This window comes from Streptomyces sp. RPA4-2, from assembly GCF_012273515.2.
Classification (GTDB): domain Bacteria; phylum Actinomycetota; class Actinomycetes; order Streptomycetales; family Streptomycetaceae; genus Streptomyces; species Streptomyces kaempferi.
The window spans coordinates 4,501,496-4,521,826 of the sequence record NZ_CP050975.2 but is presented as its reverse complement, the minus strand read 5'-3'; the positions used below and the strand labels follow the sequence as shown (position 1 = coordinate 4,521,826).

Here is a 20,331-nt window from a genome sequence, read left to right as displayed (position 1 = left end):
GCCCACCACTCTCCCCAGCTCCCATCCCGTCCGCCGTCTGCTCGGCTCTGCCTGGGTCGATGGTGGACGGGATGGGAGCCCACGACGCTCGCCACGATGTGCCCGCGGCTGGGAACGGCGCCCCCTCCATCCCGGTGTCGGCCGATCTCCCGCCGGAGGCATGTCCTTGACCGGTGGCCGCGTACGTCGGGTGCTCGACTCATGACCTCCGGGCCTATCCACAGTGGGCGGGCGTCGGCGCAGCCGGGTGCTTGATCCTTGGCGTCCCGGACGTCGTGGTCGACGCGATCATGGGATGGGAGCCAGGGGGAGCGGCCCGGATGCGCGCTCGGTACATGCATGTCACGGGGCCGATGCTCCGGAAAGTCGCGCAGGAGGTCGGACAAGCGCTCTGGGAGCTGCCCGGAGCCAAGAAAAATCCAACTGAGACGGACAACGTCGAAGGGCCCCGCTGCAAGCAGCGGGGCCCTTCGAGTCGTGCCCGGTGAGGCACTGGCGGAGGATACGAGATTCGAACTCGTGAGGGGTTGCCCCCAACACGCTTTCCAACTGTGCGCAGAACCGTCCGGAAGCATTCGCGGGGGTTCACCGGGCAGATCAGAGGCGGGGTGTGTACGGCGGTGAACGCCGATGTCCGCGGGCGCACTGGACAAAAAGCAGGACAAGGACAGACGTCTACGAGTGCGGATGCGACTAGATCCTCACGAGTCTCAAGATCCACACCTTGGTCATGTATGGGGCCCCGCTGCCTGAACTCATGGCGACCTTGTCGCCACCTACAGCACTCCGAGCTTCTCTGCAACCATCTTCACAAAGCTCGCGACGCCGAGGAAGGATGCACCCGCGTATCCCGTCGTCTCGAGTCGACCCGCGCCGAGGTGCTGATGGAGGATGATTGTAATCAGGCTCGCTACCATGCCGCACAACATCGCAATTGCGATGGACATCACCTTCTCCTTTGTGCTCGGCTGGTTCAGTGATGGATTTTGTCCGTTGTTATTCACTAGTCACTCCCGTTCAAATCAGGCCCTGTGGCGTCTGTCGCGACCGGCGGCTACATGACTCAAGGCTCTCGGAAGTGATCCTTCACATCCAGCGCACGGCCAGGCCAGAGTCTCATCAGCTCGTCATTCAGGCCGTTGTTGCTGGTGGCGGGCAAGTTTGAACGGGACGCTGAAGGATAATGATTTCGAGGTGTAGAAAGTTACGTCAGGTTGAAGGACGTTGTGATCGTTTTCGGGGGTAGCAATGACTGGTGCGTGGCGGGAATTTCTCGGTTCTGAGGATGAGTGGAACTGGAACTCATATCGAAGGGCCATTCGCGATTTTCGTAGAAACTGTCCTGCGTTTGAAAAATTGCCGAAGGCGGGAGAGAGGTTTATTAAAAAAATCCCGGGGCTTCATGTTTCGCCGAGTGTCGGAACCTGGAGTAATTTGGTTGCCAATAAGGATACTAAGCCAAAGTGGGAGTACGTAGAACTTCTCGTGCTGATCTGGGGCGAACATCACGGGCTCTCGCGTGACGAAGTATCGGCGATGGTAATCGAATGGGCTCGTGCTTACAAAACGTGCGGAGGTGACCCCGGGCCGCGTTTCGCCGATGTCCTCTTGATGGAAACGGCGGTTGGTGATGCGAACCGATTGGATTCGAGTCAAGAAGGTTCGGACGGTGACTCCCCGGCTACGCTGGATTCCGACTTTTCGATGCAAGATCTAGTCAGATCGCAGCAGAAAACCATTGGCGTTTATGAAGAAATGCGAAAAGCGTGGCACGCGTACGAAATGAGTGAGCGAGGTCGCGTGCAAGCGGTACAGATTTACACCGTAGCCTTTTCTTTGCTTAGTGCCAGTACGGCCAAGGTGGCCGAACTGAACCGCAGAATAGATGTGCTGACGGAATTCTCGAATATCGAGGATCGTGGCGATATGCGGCAACTCCGGCAAAAGTTGGAGCGCGCGACAATCCAACGACAGGAGCTGGAGAAAAGGCTTGAGCGGGCGGAGCGGGAGCGGGATGAGGCTCAGGCTGTTGCAGATTTCGCGGCTCGCAAAGCGATGGAGTTGGAGCTATCGCTGAAGCGAGCCTTTAAGGGGCACTCCGATCCTGCGGCGGCTTCACCTTCCGGCCTGCCGGCGAACCCTGGCGACCTACTCGATACTGAGACAAACGAGCTGGATAGCATTGATCGCACCATCGAGAAGATGGATATGTACCTGGATAGAGGGAACGAAGACGTACATGACGCTTCCGAAACAATGGGGCTACCGGGGTATGGCTCCGAACTGAATTTCGGCGGCGATGCCTTTGGCTCCATGGGCATGGGCGGTCCTACGGGGGGAGTCGCGAAGAGCCCGCGCCCGCACGTCTCAGATCCATATGCGTCAGGTGGCTACTGGGGCCCTGAGGATAGCTACGTGCCTGGCCACGTGAAAATTCCTATGGGTGGCCCTATGGGTGGCCCTATAGTTTACCCTCCGGGTTCAGCCGATAGGGTTCTCACCTTGGCGCAGCAGACTGCCGACCAAGCCATCGCAGAAGCTAGGCGGGAGGCGAATAAAATCGTCGGAACCGCGAAGGAGGAATTCGAGCTTCTTGAAGTCAAAATTCAACAAGCCCGGACTACCCTTCAATCCCTAGAGCCTGAGGAGCTTCCTGATGAGGGCAGTGGAGCCGATGCGGGAGACGCTTGAACCTAGGCACCGTAAGGTGCCAACTATCTCCTTTGAGTTCCTCAGGATGGAAGGAATCCCGGCTTTGTCCTACCTAGGTCTTGAAGATGGCCTAGGTAGTCTTGGGCAGCCGGTTCAGTGCTGTAGCGCTGCCTCATGATGGCCGCGAGTTCTCGACTGGTCATGATCAGGGACGGGACAGACTGACGCTCGCCCCGCAGGGCGTGTTCACCGTGGATGACGGCTTGTTCAAGGTCGCCCTCCCGGGCGGCGGTGACACCCAGAGTTACCCGTGCTTCGGCATTGCGCATGGGGGATCGCTCCGTGCCGTCGAAGTCTGTTCCCGCACGAAGAACCTCTTCAGCGAGCGTTCGCGCAAGTCGGTCTTCCCCAACGAGGCGGTAGCAGTCCATCGCGTAGAAGTCGAACTTGGCGGGGTCGACAACAAAGTGGTTGTCCAGGTTCTCGGGATACGGCATCCCTTCGAGCAGCCGGCGCCCCTTGTCGAGGGCCACTTCAACCTGTCGCCGGTCCCCAAGTCGCGCCCAGGCTTTGGCCTCCTGGCCAGCGAGCTGCACGGCGACGCTATGGTGCGCTGCGGTCTCGGTCCCAGCTTGGGCTGCGGCGATGACCCCCCGATAGTCGCCGGTCGTGAGGGCGAACCATGCCCGCATCTCGTGTGCCCATCCCGCCACCTCGGGATGGTCGGACTCGGTCGCGAGCGAGAGGGCTGCACGCCGCGTTGACTCGGCCGCGTGGCGGTCTCCCGTGTCGTACTCCACGCATCCGACGAGCAGGGCGAGCCAACCCGAAAGTGCGAGCACTTCGCGATGCTGCGCAAGAGTGAGGCTCTTGGTGTGCAGGTCAACCACGCGGCGAAGCCACTGACGCCCCTCGATGAGGAGCTGACCGCTGGGCATGAACGGGTACTCAGAGCAAAGCCGGTCTGTGGTGATCCGGAGGGCGTCGAGCGTCGCGCTGTCGACGTCGGACCGGTTCAGGCGACTCACGATCTCCAGGGTTTCCATGCCGCTGGCCGCCAGGATCTCCTTGTCGCCGTCACGACGAGACGGCGCAGGGAAGAGGGCATGCGTGACCGTGCCGAATACGGCGGCGATGATCGGTTGGTAGAAGTCGTTCGGTGCCTGGCCGGACTCCCAGCGCTTCCACTGGCGAATCATGCTGTCCTCAGCCGGCAGCTCCGTGGACGCGTGAGCACGCAGGGCCCTGACCGCGTCACGCTGTGACCAGTCCCGCGCCTGTCGTTCGGCAGCGATGCGCCGCGCCCATGCAGGCCTGTCGTCAGTCATGCGCCCTCCCTCTGAGTGCCTCTACTCCGAGTCTCGCGCGCGGGGCAGGGGGGACAGGGAAGGGGACAGGGGGTGTCACCGGGCATGTCCCCACCCTCCCCTCGCCGTCCCCAGCCTGTCACTTACCTCACACGCTCCGTTACTCCCATGCTGGTTGCAGATCAAGCGCCACCCGGTACGGAGCGGCTTTCCAGCGCTTCGAGTCGTTCGGTCAACGTCTTGAGTTGGGAGCGGATTTCTTTGATGTCATCACGCACGTCGCCGGGGGCGGAGCCGTCGCTGACGAAGTTGCCCAGGTTCCCTGCCGACACGATCAGCCCCTCGGCCCGGAGTGCAGCTAGCCCGTTCTGGATGGTCTGGCTCGCATACCCGAACCGGTCGATCAACTCTCGCTGAGACGGGAGTTTTTCCCCCGGGTTCATCTTCTTGATGTCGCCGCGCAGAGCATCCGCGACCTGCACCGCCTTCGGCTTAGGCCCTCCAGTGACAGTCATGTCTTGAGGGTACCCACTACAGCGAACTAGTGCGCATCATCCCGCGAGGGTTGTGCACCACAGCAGACTAGTGCAAGCTAGTCTGCAAGAGGTCGCCCCAACTAAACGGGGAAACCGCTTGACCTGCACGAACAGCGCCCGGAGGGAAGCCCTGCGAGGGGTGAGTACGAAGTGAGCGCGCCTTGGTTGAGAACTCAACAGTGTGCCGATCCAGCCGCCTGCACACGGGCGGTCGATGGGTCGACAGGTAGGCCCGTCCCACCTCGCACAAGAGGGCGGGCGCGCACCGGTTCTGTCCCGGTGTGTGGTACAGCGCGGCTGACCTTTCCGCAGCTCAAAGGCTGTGGCCGGTTGCCTCCTCCGCCCGTCCGGTCCCGTTCGTCGGGTGCTGTACGGGCGGGGTGGCAGGGAGCCGGAAGAGACCCGGCACGGACGGGAGAAAGCACATGAAGAGGGACCACAGCTTCACCGCCACCGTCACCGACCTGAGCACCGGCAACCGGGAGCAGGTCAGTGACACCGCGCGCTTCGACCACCCGGTGAGCAAGGCGGACGCGACGACCGCGATCCGCAACGAGCTGGCCCGCCAGGACCGGCCGGCCACCGGTATCACCCTCACCGACTGACCTGACCTCACCTCACAGCGGCGCGCGGCTCCGGTGTTCGAGCACCGGAGCCGCTTCGGGCCGTACCACCGACTAGGGAGAACACGACCCAATGAGTCCCATCGTCACTGTTCAGGAAGCCGTTACCGCGTTCGCCGACTGGAACGAGCCGACGGATGCGGAACTGGACGCGATCGAGTCGGAGATGCCGCTGATCCTGGCGGACGTCGACCTGATCGACGCGCAGATCACCGCCATGGACCGCACCCCGAACGAGGTCGACACCCGCCGCGTGCGGCGTGCCCTCGCCCGGGTCCTGACCGAGTATCGCGTCCTCGCCAACCGCACCACCGACGCGGTGGGCGGTGCGGCATGAGCGACGTTCTCACGCTGGAGGGCCTGTCGGCGCCGTTGCGGGCGTTGCGACTGTTGGCGCTCGACTTCCCGGACTTGCCGGCCCCGGTGGTCGACGTTTCCTCGATCTTCCCGGACCGACTGGCTTTGTCGTTCCACCTGTCGCAGGGCGGGTTCACCGGGTTCGAGGCGTGGCGGGCGGCGCTTGGTATCGCCCCGGACGCGGTCGACTTCCACGTGCAGTGCGACCACCGCACCGGCGTGCTGAGCGCACGGACCGAGTACGGCGGCGCGGACATCGAGCTGATGGGCTTCACGGAGGTTTCCGCCGACGCGCGGATGTCCGGGGCGGGTGCGGCATGAGCGCCACGGTCTCCCGCCGGCCGTTGAGCCGGGCGCAGAAGGTCGTGCTGACGGCCGCGTTCGTCCCGATGGTCGCCACTGGTGTTGCCGGTGGTGCGGGGACGTTCAGCAACATCAGCGCCGCTTACGGGCGGGGGACCGCGCTCGGCGCGGTCGCCGCCGGTGAGGGCGCCACGGCCGTCCTCGCCCTGGTCCTGCTCGGTCTGACGATGCTGGGACAGTCCTCGCCCCACACGATCCGCCTCGGGCTGTGGGCCCTGCCGGCCGCCGCGTCGGTGATGGCCGCGACCGCGGGCACGGACGCCGGTCACACCGTCATCTACGCCGTGACCCCGATGGGCATGTGCGCGTCCGCCGAAGGTGCCGCGTTCCTCGCCCGCCGCATCGTCGTCCACACCAGCGGACACGACGCGGAAGCCGAACGCCGATCGGCGGCCGTCGTGCGGTCCCTCGCCTACCACCGGGCCCGCGCCGCCAACCACCCCAGCAAGGGCGCCCGCAAGCGGTCGGACCGCACGTCATGGCGACTTGCCCGACAGGTCGGGACCGGCGACGCGACGCTCGGATCGAGGCTGCTGGACGTTCAGCGTCAGCGCGTCACGACCGGCGCGGACGCCGCGCTCGCCGCGATGTTCACCCCCGCCGCACTCGATCCCACCCCGATCGAAAATGCTGAGGAATCAGCCGGAAGTAGTCGAGAACGGTCTACCCCTGACCTGCCTGTATCGAGCGAGCCCACGATCGTGCTGACACGGCTTGCCGTGCCCGATCCGGCCCCGGTCGACCTGGGAAAGTCGGGAGCCAGCGTGAAGCCGATGCGCGCCGTTGCCCCGGCGGTAAAGCCGGTCCCGATCGCACCGGCGGCCCGATCGGTCCCGGCGGAATCGGCCCGGCCGAATCGGGCGACCGGGCGAGTACCGGACGCCGCGAAGTCGGCCCGTCCCCGGCGCACCTTCGAGCAACTGATGACCGAGGCGCGCAAGGCGACCGCCGGTCTGACCGATCAGGAGGTAACCGGCGAGGGCATCCGCCGGGCCCTGCGCACCTCCCCGGCGAACGCCCGCAAGCTGCGGGACGCCCTGCTCGCCGAACGTGCCGCCGGGGCGGTGGCGCCGTGAGCACTCTCGCCGCGCTTTTATCGGCCGGTGCCACGCTCGGGTGGGCGGTCCACGCCCGGTGGCTGCACCGCCGGCTGACCACCGCCCGCCACGACCCGCTCACCGGGCTGTGGACACGGGACGCGTTCACGCGCCGGGCCCGCCACCTGCTGCGCGACCCCCGCGCGGTCGTGGTGCTGGCGGACGTCGACCACTTCAAGCAGATCAACGACACCCACGGCCACGCGGCTGGTGACGTGCTGCTGGCCACGGTCGCCGCCCGCCTCGCCCACGGCACCGGCCCCGGCGGTGTCGTGGGACGGCTGGGCGGGGACGAATTCGCCGCGGTCCTGGTTGACCGCGACGGCACGGCCGCGGACCGGCTGCACACCCTCGCCCGCGTCCTCGCCCGGCCCGTCGACACCGCCCCCGACGTCCACACCACCGTCTCGCTCGGGTGGGTGCGGACCGTCGACCACCCGGGCGAGGATCTGTCCACGCTGCTGCGCCGCGCCGATGAGGCCATGTACGCGGCGAAACGCTCTGGCCGGTCCGGTCCTCGACGTGCCCGTATCGGGCGGCTGCTCGGGTCGGTCGCGGGACGGCGCCCTGGTCGGCGTGGGGCGGCGTGAGCACGCTGCCTGTTTTCCGGTGGCACCTCGCCCCGGACGGCTACGCCACCCGCCGCCAACTCCGGGCCCGGAACCTGCGGCCCGGTGGGCAGGACGTTGCCGCTCAGCTCGAACGCCCGCGGCGGCGGGGCCGTCCGCCGTTGGTCGCCTACCTGTACCGCGTCGACCTCGCCAAGCCGGTCCGGCCGATGACGCCGGGCCGGTGGCGGGCTCACGCCGCGATGATGCGCGCCCGCCGCACCTGCCCCGAGTGCCGTAGGGATGCCGGATACGTCATCCCCACCTCGCTCGGATCGTGCGTGACCTGCGCCTATCCCGAAGAACAGCGCGCCGCCTGAACCACCCGTGAATCCCGGGTCCGGCCGCCCGACCTTCCACAGCAAGCCGGCCGGACCCGTCGACTCCCGAAGGAGTACGTACATCGTGACCGAGACCACCACCTTCACGTCCGCCGGGGACCCGGAGGGCATCGAGCGGCCGGCGGCCGACGTGCTGCCGTTCCCGCTGAAGAAGAAGACCGACCCCGACCCGATCGCCCCGAGCGAGGGTGTGGTGAAGCCGGGGGAGTGGGAGGCCGAACTCCCCGACACCGACGACCCGGAGGCCGACGGCCTGACCGACGGCGCCCCGGTCGACCCGCCCCGCGAGGCCTACCCGCCCTCGGCCGCGGAATGGATGCAGGAGCGCGACAAGAACCGTCTCCCGGTGCTGCCCGACTGGGTCAAACTCCCTGACCAGCGCACCGCGGTACGCAAGTGGGCGGTACGGCACTACTCGGCTGTCGTCGGGTATCACGCGGTGCGGCTGCCGCTGGTCTACACGCCGAAGATCTGCCTGTACGCGCCCCGCGGCGCCTGGCGGTGGTCGACCGCGACCGGCCGGTGGGTGTTCGACGCAGAGGGAAAGACGCTCAGGCTTGCGGCCGTGGCCGCGGAGGACGCGGCTGAGTACCTGAAGTTGTCGCGGCAGCGCAACGACCGCGTCCGGTTGCGCGGGATCGTCGCCGCCATCGCGTCCATGGTCGGCCTCGCCGCCGCCCTGACCCTGTACGTCATGGCGCCGTCGTGGCTGCTCCTGCTGGCCATAGCTACGCTGACCACCACATTCGGTGTGGTCGGGGCGCCCGCGGACCGGCCGCTGATCGACATGGCGAAGGTGACGTTCCGCAAGCGCCGGCTGTCCTCGGACATCGTGATCCGCGCGCACGAGGTCGCTGGGCTGACCAGCAAGGATCAGACGGTTGCCTTCCCGCGGCCGATCGGCCGGGACGGCGACGGATGGCGGGTCGTGGTGGATCTGCCCTACGGCAAGACGTTCGAGGACGCGATGAAGGCGCACGGCCGCCTCGCCTCCGGCATGGACATCGCCCCGACGCAACTGTTCCTGGACAAGGACGAGACGAGCGGCCGGCGGGTGTCGTACTGGATCGCCGACCGTGACCCGCTCGCCGTGCCGTCGGGCAAGTCGCCGCTGCTCGGGGCGACTCGGGTGGACTTCTGGAAGCCGTTCCCCTGGGGTGTCGACGAGCGCGGCAACCCGGTCATGGCGTCGATGCTGTGGCTGTCCCTGCTGGTCGGCGCCGTCCCGCGGCAGGGCAAGACGTTCTCCGCCCGCACGATCGCCCTCGCCGCGGCGTTGGACCCGTACGTCCGGTTGTATGTGTTCGATGGGAAGGCGTCGCCGGACTGGCGCACGTTCGCCAAGGTCGCCCACCGCATCGGGTTCGGCATCGTGCCCAAGAACGGCATGGACCCGGTGCAGCACCTGCTCACCTCGCTGCGGGAGTTGAAGGCGGACGTCGAGGACCGCTACCACCGGCTGTCCGAACTGCCGTTGCACGTCTGCCCGGAGGGCAAGCTCACCCCGGAGATCAGCCGGGACAAGAAGCTGAACATGCCCCTGACGCTGTTCGTGGTGGATGAGGTGCAGGAGTACCTGACCCACCCCGAGCACGGCAAGGAGATCCTGTCCCTGATGGTCTACCTCGCCCGCGTCGCGCCGGCCGTGGGTGTCTCGGTGATGACGGCGACGCAGAAGCCGGACGACAAGGCCTGCCCGTCCGAGCTGCGTGACCAGCATCAGGCACGGTTCGCGCTGCGGGTCGGCGCCTACCAGGTGTCCGACACGATCCTCGGCGCCGGCTCGTACTCGGAGGGTCTGGACGCGTCCAAGCTGCTGAAGTCCCACAAGGGCGTCGGTCTGCTCAAGGGCATGTCGGATGACTCCGGGATCGTCCGCACCTACCTCGCCGACGGCCGTGATGCCGACCGCATCCTCACCCGCGCCGCCGCCCTGCGCGAGGCCGAAGGCACCCTGTCCGGGGACGCGGCCGGCGAGGCACCGGCACCGGAGGTGTCAGCGACGATCCTGGACGACGTCGCCGCCGTCCTCGGCAAGGGCGAGGCCAAGGTGTGGTCCGAGACCATCGTGGACCGGCTCGCCGACCTGCGCCCCGAGACCTACGGGCCGTGGGCGGAGCTGGAGGCCAAGCCGAAGGCGGAAGCCCTCACGGCCGCGCTCAAGCCGTTCGGGATCGGCACCGGGCAGATCAGCCGGCGCATCGACGGCGAACAGGTCAACAAGCGCGGCATCAAGCGCGACGACATCGCCACCGCGATTACGCAGCGCAACCAGAACAGGGACGCCGGATAGGGGTCGGAGGGTGCTACCGGTAGCGGCGGACGTCGCTACCGGTAGCAACCCTGCTAGCAACCCAAACCACACCTGATCAGGCCGCTAGCAGATAGCGGCCCACCTGCGGAAACCCTCGAAAACCCCTCCGAGAGGCCCCTGATGAGCCTTCCCCTCCTTGCTATCGCATGCCTACTCGTCGTCACGCTTGGTTACGTCGGTCGGTGCTGGCTGAGCCCGTTCGGCGACTGCCGCAAGTGCCACGGCATGGGCCACGCCTTCAAGAACGACCGCAAGGGACGCCTCAAGCGCGGTCGTGACTGCCGCCGCTGCGACGCGACCGGCAAGCGCATACGCGTCGGCCGCTGGATCTACAACCGCGCCGCGCGCACCTACCGCGCCGGCACCCGCTGACCCCGCCGGGAGACACCCGTGACCCTCACCATCCCCGTCGTCCTGCTCCTCGCCGTCGTCGCCGTGATGCTGCTGCGCTTCCGGGCGGTCGGTGCCGGTGCGGCCGTCGTCGTCGCGCTCTTCGGCTTCTACCTCGCCGACACCGGCGCGGCCGGAACCGTCAACCAACTCGTCACGGCCGTGACCGGCGCCCTCGCCGACACCGGCCGCTAGAACGGAGACCACGCCGTGAACGAACCCACCACCTACCGCTCGGCCGGATACGACACGGCGGCCGTGGTCCACCACCCCGCCCCGCTCGCACCCGCACACGCGATGCCGCTCCTGCCCATGCAGCCCGGCAGCATCCCGAGCGTGGCGAGCGTCGTCCTGCCCGACGGGCGGGTCGTCACCGGCTACGCCATCAACCCCATGCAGCCGGAACCGGCCGTGGCCAAGCCGGCCGTCTCCCGCGCCGCCGTGAACGTCGCCCTCGGGGGCGTGGGATTCCTCGCGGTGTGCGGCGGACTGCTGCTCCTGACGACGTTCATCGCCGCCCTCACCGCCCTCATCACCCAACTCATCATCCTGGCCGCCGTCATCTTCGGCGGATGGATCGCCGTACAGATCTTCAGCGCGGGCGGCGATCGCCGCGGCGGGACCACCGTCAACATCCGCAAGGCCGTGATCAAGCGCAATCGCTTCTACAGCTAGCTACGCCAAGGGCGGCCCCCGTCTCACGCCAATGAATCCGGGGCCGCCCTTGCCCACCACCCGTCCAACTGAACAGTGGAGAGACCAGGATGCCCCAAACCGTCCCCCATGCCCTCCCCTCCGAGGAAGGCAACGTGAGTCTGTGCACCGGCTCCAGTGCGCTGGACCAGGCCGTGGAAGCCGTCACCGGCCTGACCACGGTCGTGGTCGGCGAGAAGGACCCGGCCGCCTCCCGGCTGCTGGCCGCCCGCCTGCCCCACGCCCGCAACGTGGGCGACATCACCGCCGTCGACTGGCCCGCTCTGGCCGCGACGATGCCCCGACCGGCTGCGCTGACCGCCGGCTTCCCCTGCCAGGACATCTCCAACGCCGGACCTCGGGGAGGAATCGCCGGTGACCGCTCAGGACTCTGGAAAACCGTCGCCCACGCCATTCGCCACCTTCGACCCCGACTCGTGTTCCTGGAAAACGTCGCCGCCATCCGTTCCCGGGGCCTCGACGTCGTCGCCGCCGACCTGGCCGCGATCGGGTACGACGCACGATGGATGTGCCTACGCGCTGGAGATCCCGAAGTCGGAGCCTGCCACCGGCGCGACCGCTGGTTCGCCGTCGCCTATCCCGCTGCTGAAGACCCCCACCTCCCAGCTCGGACGCAACGGCGGACCGCAGCACCCGGACAAGCGCAAGGCGGGCGGGCACGGGCCCACGCTGGAGGACGAAGTGGTGTTCTTACTGCCCCCGACGGGCACTTGAGGCTGTTGCCGACTCCGGCCGCCGCCGACGGCACAGGCGGCCCTGGCACCTCGCCCAAACGGCGGGGTGGGATGAACCTGCGCACCGCCGTCACGCTGCTGCCCACCCCCGCCGCCCGGGACTGGAAGTCCGGCGCCTCCAACCTGCTCGGCACCAACTCCCGCCCGCTGAACGAGGTGGTCGTCAACCTGCTGCCCACCCCCAAAGCATCGGACGGGCCACACGGCGGACCCAACCAGCGCGACACGGCCGGCAACTACTACCTGCCCGGCCAGGCCGTCCGCCTCGACGACCGGTGGATCGCCACCAACGGCACCGACTACGGACCCGCCATCCACCGCTGGGAAACCGTCCTGGGCCGCCCCGCACCCGAACCGACCGAACCAGGCACCAAGGGCAACCATCGTCTGTCTCCCGCGTTCGTCGAATGGATGATGGGCGCCGATCCCGGCTGGGTCACTGGGCCCGACCTGGGCCTGTCCCGCTCCGATCAGCTCAAGATCCTCGGCAACGGCGTCGTCATCCACCAAGCCGCCCACGCCTACAGCCAGCTCCTGAACACCCTCACGGCCAGCCTCCCGGAGGCCGCCGCATGAGCGCGCACCCGGAACCGCTTCGGACCGCGCTCGCACTGGCCGCGAGCGGGGTGCCAGTGCTGCCGCTGCGGGCAGGGAAGCTGCCGTTCGGCAACTGCCACCGGTGCGCGCGCAACGCGTGCGGCGGCCGGCCGAACATGAAAACCCCGGGCCCCTGCGTCTGCCCGCAGCCGTGCCACGGCTGGGCCGCCGCCACCACCGACCCACATGTACTCAACTCCGCGACGTGGGCGCCCGTGTGGCGGCATGCGGCGACGGTTGCCTACCACCCCAGCGGCGCCGGCGTGACCGTGGTCGACCTGGACGACCCCACCGCCATCGCGTGGGCCCGCGAGACCCTGCCCGTCACCCGGACCGTGACCACGACCCGGGGCGAGCACTGGATCTACCGGGGCACCATGCAGTCCGCCAACGCCGTACGCCCCGGTGTGGACGTCAAGTCCCTTATGGCGTACGCCCGTTGGCTCGGTCCCGGCGTCGGCGTCACGGCCGCTCTCCCGGACGCTGTGCACGCTCTGGCAGTAATGGAGCCGCCTGCGGCCCGTAGGGCGCCACAGGCGCTCTCAGTGCCCCTCAGCGGGCAACGGGGTCGGTGTCCGCACCGCACACCCACGTATCTCGATCGCGGGATCGCCATGGCCGAGCAGCGCATCACCGCGGCCTCCAGCGCGGTGCACGCCACCGTCTACCGGACGTTCCTCGCCGTGCTGTCCACGCACGGCCGGTGCGGCTGCCTCACCGATGCTCATGCTGCGCGACTGTTCACAGCGGCGCAGGCCAAGGGCGAATCGCCGCGGCACTGCACCGCCGCGTGGACCAACGCCCTGACCACGTTGGGACTGTGACCATGTCCGAGGATGACAAGAACCCTGCCCGCGAGGTCATCACCGACTACGCACAGAGCCACTTCCGGTACTTCCGCACCGCGGACGGGACCGTGTACGCGCAGAAGAACGGCCACCCCGTCGCCCGCCCGATCCGCTCGCAGGGCACCACCGGAAGCCACCGTCAGGAACTCATGGTCGGCCTGTTCAAGGACGGGATCGGCGTCTTCAACGGGACCGCGCTCAAGGAGGCGTTGGACTTGATCGAAGCACTCGCACTGACCGAGGACGTCCAGGCCGTGCACATCCGCGTCGCCCCCGGGTTCGACGGGGCGACGTGGCTCGACCTGGGCCGCGACGACGGGAAGTCCGTCCGCATCCACCCCACCGGATGGGACGTGCTCACCCCGGACCCGCGGGAGGTGTGCTGGCGCCGCACCCAGCTCACCGGGGAACTTCCCCTGCCGGCGAAGGACACCGACGGCAAGGGCATCGACCTGCTGATGCGGCTGTGCAACTTCGCCACCGCGGAAACCGAATGCTTGGCCATCGCGTGGCTGATCGGCTGTCTCGGGCCGTCCGTGCCGGTACCGGCGCCGTTCCTCACCGGACCGCAGGGCGCGGGGAAGTCGACCGGGGGCCGGATGCTGGTGCGGATCATCGAGGGCATGACCGGTGATCTGCGCCGGGCGCCGAAGGATGAGGAGAACCTGATCACGGCGGTCGCGGCCGGATGGGTCACGGCCCTGGACAACCTCTCCCACATGACCCCGGATCTGTCCGACGCGATGTGCTGCATCGTGACCGGCATCGAGAGCGTCAAGCGTGCCCTGTTCACCGATGGGGACGTGTTCCGCCTCGGCTACCGGCGTCCCCTGCTGCTGACCGGTATCGATGTGGGAGTCATCCGGCCCGACCTCGCCGAACGCCTCCTGCCGCTGCGACTGGAGCGGCCCCGCGTCCGCCGCACCGAAGCTGAACTGTGGGCGGAGTACGCGGAGGTTCTGCCTGTCGTTCTCGGCTCGCTCCTGGACCTGACGGCGAAGGTCCGCGCAGTGAAGGCGGAGACCCCCACCGATCTGCGGATGGCGGACTTCGCCCGCCTGTGCGCACAGCTCGACGCGGCCACCGGGCTCGGGGCGCTCACCGCGTACCGGGCCAGCCTGGACGACCTGAACGACGACGTGATCGAGGGAGACCTCCTCGCGCAGACCGCTCTCCGGTACGCCGGCACCCTCGAGCCGGGCACGGGACAGCGGATGACGTCCACAGAGTGGCTGCACTGCCTCAGCCGCCTCTACGCGGGGGAGGACTTCCGTCCCCTGCCCAAGGGGTGGCCGGCCACCGGCAAAGTCCTCTCCGACCGGCTCAAGCGCCTCCAGCCCACCCTTGCCGCGCGCGGGGTCCTCATCGAATCGGGCCGCACCAACGGCGGCCGGTACATCGAGATGACCCGCTCGTCGGCTCTGCCCTTGCACGAGCAACAGGCGTTCTGACGCACCGCACCTGACCGCACAAGCAAGAGGAGCACCAGGACCACGGGCGAGGGTGTGCTCCTCTTGCTGTTCGGCGGCAGCGCCGCCCTGCGATGGTCGCGCCGCGCAGCGGCTCCTTCTTCACGTTCTGAGCCGCGCTCGCACCACCACAGAACGCCTCCTCTTTTTCCTAAGTAGGAAGCGCTGCGTCACCTGCGTCACCACGGGTCGGAAAACGGCACGTGACCTGCACAGACAGCGGTGACGCAGAGCGGCAAAGTCTGCGTCACCCCGCGTCACCTGCGTCACCGATGACGGACAGCCTGCGTCACCGGTGACGCACGCCCGCCGCGCTGCGTCACTCAGAAACCGCAGGTCAGAAGCCCAAATGACGCAGGTGTCGCAGGTGACGCAGAAATCCGCACCTCGGACAGGCGCGGGCTTCCGGTGAGGCCCGTGACACCCCTCGCAGCTCATCTCGGAGTTAGACAAAGGAGTGCCCCATCCATGGACACGCCTCAGCTTCGTGAGGTCGATGACCCCACGTTGGTGTTGTTGACCGTCGAAGAGGCCGCACGTCGCCTCCGCATCGGCCGGACCACCTGCTACCAGCTCATTCGCAATGGCGAGCTGGAATCCATCCCGATAGGGAGTCTGCGCCGGATTCCTGCCGACGCCCCCGCCGCCTACGTCGCTCGCCTGCGGGCCCAGCGGCGAGCTGCCTGAACCCCTGTCTCGGAGCGCCACTCGATGAGGGGTGGCGCTCCGAGCTGCATCCATGCACTTCCAAAGGAGTCCGCACGTGGCGGAGAACAAGAAGCGCACTCGCCGGGCCAATGGCGAATCGGCCATCTACTTGGGAGCAGACGGCCGTTGGCACGCGCGAGTCCCGATGGGCTACAAGGACAACGGCGAGCCCTACCGTCGCCACCTCACGCGCAAGACGCGCGATGACCTGGTCGAAGAAGTCAAAAAGCTGGAGAAGCAGCGCGACGGCGGTTCGGCACAGCAGCCGGGCAAGGCATGGACGGTTGAGAAGTGGCTTCAGCATTGGGTTGAGAACATCGCCAAGCCGACCGTCAGCGAGAACACGTACGACGGCTACGAGGTCGCCGTGCGTGTTCACCTCGTGCCCGGTGTCGGCAAGCACCGGCTTGACCGCTTGCAGCCCGAACACCTGGAGAGCCTTTATCGCCGTATGCAGGCGAACGGCGAGCGCAAGGCTGGCACGGCCCACCAGGCACACCGCACCGCCCGAACCGCGCTGGGGGAAGCGATGCGGCGCGGCTACGTGGCGAAGAACGCCGCTGCGTTGGCGAAGCCGCCGCGGATGGAGGAGGACGAATCCGAGGTAGAGCCCTACTCCGTGGAAGAGGTCCAGCGCCTGCTGCTCGAAGCGAACAAGCGCCGGAACAGCGCGCGCTGGATGCTGGCACTGGCGCTCGGATTGCGGCAGGGCGAGACGCTCGGACTGCGCTGGTCTGACGTCGACCTGGAGAACGAGTACCTGAAACTGCGCCGGAACCGTCTGCGCCCCCGGTACGAGCACGGGTGCCCGGAAGCCTCGCCGTGCGGTCGGAAGGCGGGTTACTGCCCTGACAAGGTGCAGGTCCGGCGCGAGACCAAGAACACCAAGTCCCGGGCGGGCCGGCGAGCCGTGCCCCTGCCGGGCCCGGTGGTCGCCATGCTTCGTGCGCATCGCGAGACGCAAGAGCGCGAGCGCAAGGCGGCCGGCAACCTGTGGGCAGAGTCGGACTACGTGTTCACCAAGCTGCTGGGTGGCCCGCTGAGTCCGAACACGGACTATCACGACTGGAAGCGGCTGCTGGAGGACGCGGGGGTTCGGGACGGGCGGCTGCATGACGCACGTCACACGGCCGCCACCGTGCTCATGCTGCTCGGTGTCCCGGCTCGCGTCATTGATCAGATCATGGGGTGGGAGCCAGGAACGTCCGCGAGCATGCGGGCGCGGTACCTGCATGTGCCGGACGCCATGCTCAAGGACGTGGCCCGGAAGATCGCTGACGCCATCTGGGGATAGCTGTAGTAGAGGGCGTCGGCTCGGGCGAAGGAGGGGCTCGGCCGACGCCCACCGCCACCGTCCAGACTGTGTGCTCAAGGCAGGCCAAGATTGCCGAGATCGCCTATGACGTGGCCAGTAGGCGACTAGCGTGTGCCTTCGGTCCCCGTTACAGGCACGGACGCGCGAGCTGCCGATGTCCAGCCATGGTTCGGACCACGCTGTTGAGGGAAGCTGCTGCTGTGCCGGTTGCGACGGCATGGCGGGGGATGCCAAGGGGGCATGATGACGATCGTGGTCGAGGCTGCGGTGGCATGTGTATTCGCATGGGCTGTGCGCAAGGCCCGCCGAGTCGGTGGGCAGGCCGATGCCGAGGTCGACTACGCGCTGGACGCGGCGATGGACAAGGTCCATGGTCTGGTGGTGCGCCGTCTCGGCTCCGGCGGTGAAGTCGAACGGCTGGAGCAGGAGGCCGCAGCCGGGCAGAGCGAGCCCAGCGCGCTCACCCGCCGCAACGTCGTGACCGGGCTTGTGGAAGCCGTCACGGAGGATGCCGTGTTCGCACAAGAACTTCAGGACGCGGTTAAGGCCCTGGAAGACGCCAAGCGCGCGGCTGATCCCAAGACCCTAGGGGCCTACAGCCTGACAGTCGGCGGCAACGTGGACATCAGGGCAGACAACGCTTCCATGGCTGGCGGTAGTGTCCATGTCGAGGGCGATCTCTCGCTCGGAAACCCTCCCAAGCCCGGGGCGGCCACCTCCTGACCGGTCCGGGCGCCACACCCACCCGATCTCCCGCACCCGTTCCGGACGCCGAATCCGTGTCACACGTGTCGGCGGAGTACGGGGCGATGGCCGCGCACTACCTCACCGCCCGCGACGTATACATCGGCGACCGACCCCTCGCTGAATCGTCCGCGCAAGCAGTGGAGCTTCCGCCACTTCCCGAGGTGGCGCCCGGCTTCACGGGACGCACAGGGGAGCTGGAGGATCTCCTCGCGGTGCTCAGCTCCCGTGAAGGAGCGGGAGAAGAGGAGCCAGGCGCTGCCACTTCAGTGGTCGTGTCGGCAGCGGTGCGGGGCATGGGCGGGATCGGCAAGACCACCCTCGCCCTTTCCGCCGGCTGGCGTGCCCTAGAAGCCGGAGCCTTCACCGGCGCACTGTTCCTGGATCTTCGCGGCTATGACGACGTTCCGGTCGACGCTGCTCGCGCTCTGGACGACGTCTTGCGTCAGCTCGGCGTCGATGCTGCCCAGATTCCGCCGGAACTGGCCCAGCGTGCCGCCGTTTACCGCGCTCAGCTCGGCGCCCGAGCCCGCCGCGGCGAGCGGCTCCTGGTCATTGCGGACAACGCTTCCGCCGGTGAGCAGGTCGAATGGTTGATTCCCAGTGGACCTCACCGCCTCCTGATCACCTCTCGCGACGATCTGTCCCACATCGGCGCCCAGCTCGTTGACCTGGACACCCTCCTGCTTGGGGAAGCCATCGACCTCCTCGACGCCGCCGTACGCACCGCTCTCCCAAAGGACGGCAGGGTGGCTGCCGACACCGACGGTGCCCGGCGCGTTGCTGAGTTGTGCGGATGCCTGCCTCTCGCCCTGCGTATCGCCGCCGCCCAGATGGTTGCCGACCGCTCCCTAAAACCTGCCGACCTCGCCGCAGACCTGGAAGATCCCGCAGGGCGGCTAGACGTGCTGGACGATGGCTCCCGAGCGGTGCGCGGCGTTGTGCAGCGGTCGGTTCGTCGGCTGTCCCTACCCCAGGCGGAACTGTTCTGGCTGCTGACGGTCAACCCTGGGCCGGACTTCTCACTGGACACCGCTGTGGCAATCAGCGGAGTGGGCAAGGCCAAGGACGTCCGTCTACGGCTGGCCGCCCTGGGCAAGGCGAGCCTGCTGCGCCAGGACCCCGTCAGCGGCAGGTGGAGCATGCACGACCTCGTCCGCGCCTACGCCAATGAGCAGGCAGCCCGCTACACCACCGCCACAGGGCATGCCTTTAGGCGACTTCTGGAGCACTACACCCGCTTCGCGGCAAATGCGGCCGTGCATGTTGACCGCTCTGCCAGGGGTGAATTCTCCAAGGTTGACTCCTCGCGTTTCCGCGACCGCTTCCACGCGATGGCATGGTTCGAAGCCGAGCGCGCCAACCTCGTCGCTGCCATCCAGGCAGCCTATGTCGGCGGCCACTTCCGAATCGCAGCCAGACTGCCCAGCCTTCTCACCCGCTATCTCCATATGCGCCGACTCCTCAACGATGCGTTGACTGTCGACAGCATCTCTCTCGGCGCCACCAGAGCACTGAGCGACCGCACGAGCCAAGCCAGGGCGTGGATGAACCTCAGCAACACCCTTGGGGAGCTGCGGCGCTTTGAGGAAGCCCTCAGCGCCAACCGGCGCGCTCTCGAGGGTTTTGGCGATCTCGGTGACGCTCACGGCCAAGCTTCGGCGTGGATGAACCTAGCCGGCACCCTTGGGGAGCTGCGGCGCTTTGAGGAAGCTCTCGGCGCCCATCAGCGCGCTGTCGACGGTTTTGGTGACCTCGGCGACGCTCACGGCCAAGCCACGGCGCGGATGAACCTCGGCACCACCCTGGCCGGAGTTCGGCGCTTTGAGGAAGCTCTCGGCGCCCATCAGCGCGCTGTCGACGGTTTTGGTGACCTCGGCGACGCTCACGCCCTAGCCACGGCGCGGATGAACCTCGGCACCACCCTGGCCGGAGTTCGGCGCTTCGAGGAAGCTCTCGGCGCCAGCCAGCGGGCTCTCGAGGGTTTTGGTGACCTCGGTGACGCTCACGGCCAAGCCACGGCGTGGATGAACATCGGCTACATCCATGGGGAGCGGGGGTGCTTTGAGGAAGCTCTTGGCGCCAGCCAGCGGGCTCTCGAGGGTTTTGGTGACCTCGGTGACGCTCACGGCCAAGCCACGGCGTGGATGAACATCGGCTACATGCTTGGGGAGCTGCGGCGCTTTGAGGAAGCTCTTGGCGCCAGCCAGCGGGCTCTCGAGGGTTTGGGTGACCTTGGCGACGCTCACGGCCAAGCCACGGCGTGGACCAACCTCGGTATGGCGCTGCGGGGCCGTGGTGAGTTCGGGTTGGCCGAAGAAGCAGGGAAACGGTCGGCAGCGCTGTTCGAAGAGCTAGGGGACAGTTTCCGGCGAGGTAAGGCGCTCAGCGAGTTGGCGTTGACCTTGTCGCAGGCGGATCGCGGGGATGGTGAGGTGCAGGCGATGCGTGAGACAGCTGCGGAGTTGTTGCGCGCGGTCGGTGCCAACGACGAAGCGGAGCGCGTGCTTAGGGGGATCAAGGTCTAGTACCCCAGCCGTCGTCCGGGCCCCGAGGCCGCCTGCTGTGGACAAAAACCAGGACAACGACGACTGAGACAACGTCGAAGGGCCCC

21 protein-coding genes and 1 pseudogene are annotated in these 20,331 nt (G+C 67.5%); 19 read left to right on the top strand and 3 right to left on the bottom strand.

All coding sequences use genetic code 11. The features are described from left to right. Window positions 1–251: 251 nt before the first annotated feature. A pseudogene (locus HEP85_RS19700) lies at window positions 252–488 on the top strand (hypothetical protein); the annotation flags it as partial. A gap of 288 nt (window positions 489–776) precedes the next feature. Here the strand turns inward: HEP85_RS19700 and HEP85_RS19695 are convergent. Then, window positions 777–947, bottom strand: a complete 171-nt coding sequence (locus tag HEP85_RS19695) for a hypothetical protein (protein ID WP_168528902.1) — start codon at window positions 945–947, stop codon at window positions 777–779. Window positions 948–1,248: 301 nt separating this feature from the next. On the opposite strand from HEP85_RS19695, the gene HEP85_RS19690 reads away from it, so the two are divergent. Then, window positions 1,249–2,691, top strand: coding sequence for a hypothetical protein (locus HEP85_RS19690; RefSeq protein WP_168528901.1), 1,443 nt, complete (start codon window positions 1,249–1,251; stop codon window positions 2,689–2,691). A gap of 41 nt (window positions 2,692–2,732) precedes the next feature. On the opposite strand, the gene HEP85_RS19685 is transcribed toward HEP85_RS19690, so the two are convergent. Both HEP85_RS19685 and HEP85_RS19680 read right to left on the bottom strand, forming a co-directional pair. Beyond that, window positions 2,733–3,980: an XRE family transcriptional regulator gene (locus tag HEP85_RS19685; RefSeq protein WP_211118025.1), complete on the bottom strand. Its 1,248-nt coding sequence runs from the start codon at window positions 3,978–3,980 to the stop codon at window positions 2,733–2,735. A 161-nt stretch (window positions 3,981–4,141) separates the two neighbouring features. After that, window positions 4,142–4,474 (bottom strand): winged helix-turn-helix domain-containing protein, encoded by a 333-nt coding sequence (locus tag HEP85_RS19680; protein ID WP_248002001.1) that lies wholly within the window; start codon window positions 4,472–4,474, stop codon window positions 4,142–4,144. 446 nt (window positions 4,475–4,920) lie between these two features. Between HEP85_RS19680 and HEP85_RS19675 the strand changes: the two genes are divergently transcribed. From HEP85_RS19675 to HEP85_RS19595, 17 genes are all read left to right on the top strand, one after another. Then, entirely contained in the window at window positions 4,921–5,100 is a 180-nt protein-coding gene (locus tag HEP85_RS19675) for a hypothetical protein (RefSeq protein ID WP_168528900.1), read from the top strand. A 91-nt stretch (window positions 5,101–5,191) separates the two neighbouring features. Then, window positions 5,192–5,455: a DUF6284 family protein gene (locus HEP85_RS19670; protein WP_168528899.1), complete on the top strand. Its 264-nt coding sequence runs from the start codon at window positions 5,192–5,194 to the stop codon at window positions 5,453–5,455. Beyond that, window positions 5,452–5,796: a hypothetical protein gene (locus tag HEP85_RS19665; RefSeq protein ID WP_168528898.1), complete on the top strand. Its 345-nt coding sequence runs from the start codon at window positions 5,452–5,454 to the stop codon at window positions 5,794–5,796. Before HEP85_RS19670 ends, HEP85_RS19665 begins: the two co-directional genes overlap by 4 nt. Beyond that, entirely contained in the window at window positions 5,793–6,914 is a 1,122-nt protein-coding gene (locus HEP85_RS19660; RefSeq protein ID WP_168528897.1) for a conjugal transfer protein, read from the top strand. The genes HEP85_RS19665 and HEP85_RS19660 overlap by 4 nt, the downstream gene beginning before the upstream one ends. Further along, window positions 6,911–7,525, top strand: a complete 615-nt coding sequence (locus HEP85_RS19655) for a GGDEF domain-containing protein (protein WP_168528896.1) — start codon at window positions 6,911–6,913, stop codon at window positions 7,523–7,525. Before HEP85_RS19660 ends, HEP85_RS19655 begins: the two co-directional genes overlap by 4 nt. Then, window positions 7,522–7,863 carry an RRQRL motif-containing zinc-binding protein gene (locus tag HEP85_RS19650; protein WP_168528895.1) on the top strand — a complete coding sequence of 114 codons (342 nt, stop codon included), beginning with the start codon at window positions 7,522–7,524 and terminating at the stop codon, window positions 7,861–7,863. Before HEP85_RS19655 ends, HEP85_RS19650 begins: the two co-directional genes overlap by 4 nt. Window positions 7,864–7,948: 85 nt before the next feature. Then, window positions 7,949–10,177, top strand: a complete 2,229-nt coding sequence (locus HEP85_RS19645) for a cell division protein FtsK (RefSeq protein ID WP_168528894.1) — start codon at window positions 7,949–7,951, stop codon at window positions 10,175–10,177. 141 nt (window positions 10,178–10,318) lie between these two features. Then, complete coding sequence (locus HEP85_RS19640; protein WP_168528893.1) at window positions 10,319–10,570, top strand: hypothetical protein; 252 nt, start codon at window positions 10,319–10,321, stop codon at window positions 10,568–10,570. A gap of 18 nt (window positions 10,571–10,588) precedes the next feature. Continuing rightward, a complete protein-coding gene (locus HEP85_RS19635; protein ID WP_168528892.1) occupies window positions 10,589–10,783 on the top strand; it encodes a hypothetical protein in 195 nt (64 codons plus the stop codon). 15 nt (window positions 10,784–10,798) lie between these two features. After that, entirely contained in the window at window positions 10,799–11,263 is a 465-nt protein-coding gene (locus HEP85_RS19630) for a hypothetical protein (protein WP_168528891.1), read from the top strand. Window positions 11,264–11,397: 134 nt separating this feature from the next. Next, window positions 11,398–12,612, top strand: a complete 1,215-nt coding sequence (locus HEP85_RS19625; protein WP_248002000.1) for a DNA cytosine methyltransferase — start codon at window positions 11,398–11,400, stop codon at window positions 12,610–12,612. Next, window positions 12,609–13,457: a bifunctional DNA primase/polymerase gene (locus HEP85_RS19620; RefSeq protein ID WP_168528889.1), complete on the top strand. Its 849-nt coding sequence runs from the start codon at window positions 12,609–12,611 to the stop codon at window positions 13,455–13,457. Before HEP85_RS19625 ends, HEP85_RS19620 begins: the two co-directional genes overlap by 4 nt. 2 nt (window positions 13,458–13,459) lie before the next feature. Continuing rightward, window positions 13,460–14,932 (top strand): ATP-binding protein, encoded by a 1,473-nt coding sequence (locus tag HEP85_RS19615; RefSeq protein ID WP_168528888.1) that lies wholly within the window; start codon window positions 13,460–13,462, stop codon window positions 14,930–14,932. A 486-nt stretch (window positions 14,933–15,418) separates the two neighbouring features. Further along, window positions 15,419–15,637, top strand: coding sequence for an excisionase family DNA-binding protein (locus HEP85_RS19610; protein ID WP_168528887.1), 219 nt, complete (start codon window positions 15,419–15,421; stop codon window positions 15,635–15,637). 76 nt (window positions 15,638–15,713) lie between these two features. Then, a complete protein-coding gene (locus tag HEP85_RS19605; RefSeq protein WP_168528886.1) occupies window positions 15,714–16,952 on the top strand; it encodes a site-specific integrase in 1,239 nt (412 codons plus the stop codon). Window positions 16,953–17,213: 261 nt separating this feature from the next. Beyond that, window positions 17,214–17,696, top strand: coding sequence for a chromosome partitioning protein (locus tag HEP85_RS19600; protein WP_168528885.1), 483 nt, complete (start codon window positions 17,214–17,216; stop codon window positions 17,694–17,696). Between the two features lie 86 nt (window positions 17,697–17,782). After that, the gene (locus HEP85_RS19595) at window positions 17,783–20,245 is read left to right on the top strand and encodes a tetratricopeptide repeat protein (protein WP_168528884.1); all 2,463 of its coding nucleotides are present in this window, start codon (window positions 17,783–17,785) and stop codon (window positions 20,243–20,245) included. Window positions 20,246–20,331: the final 86 nt, after the last annotated feature.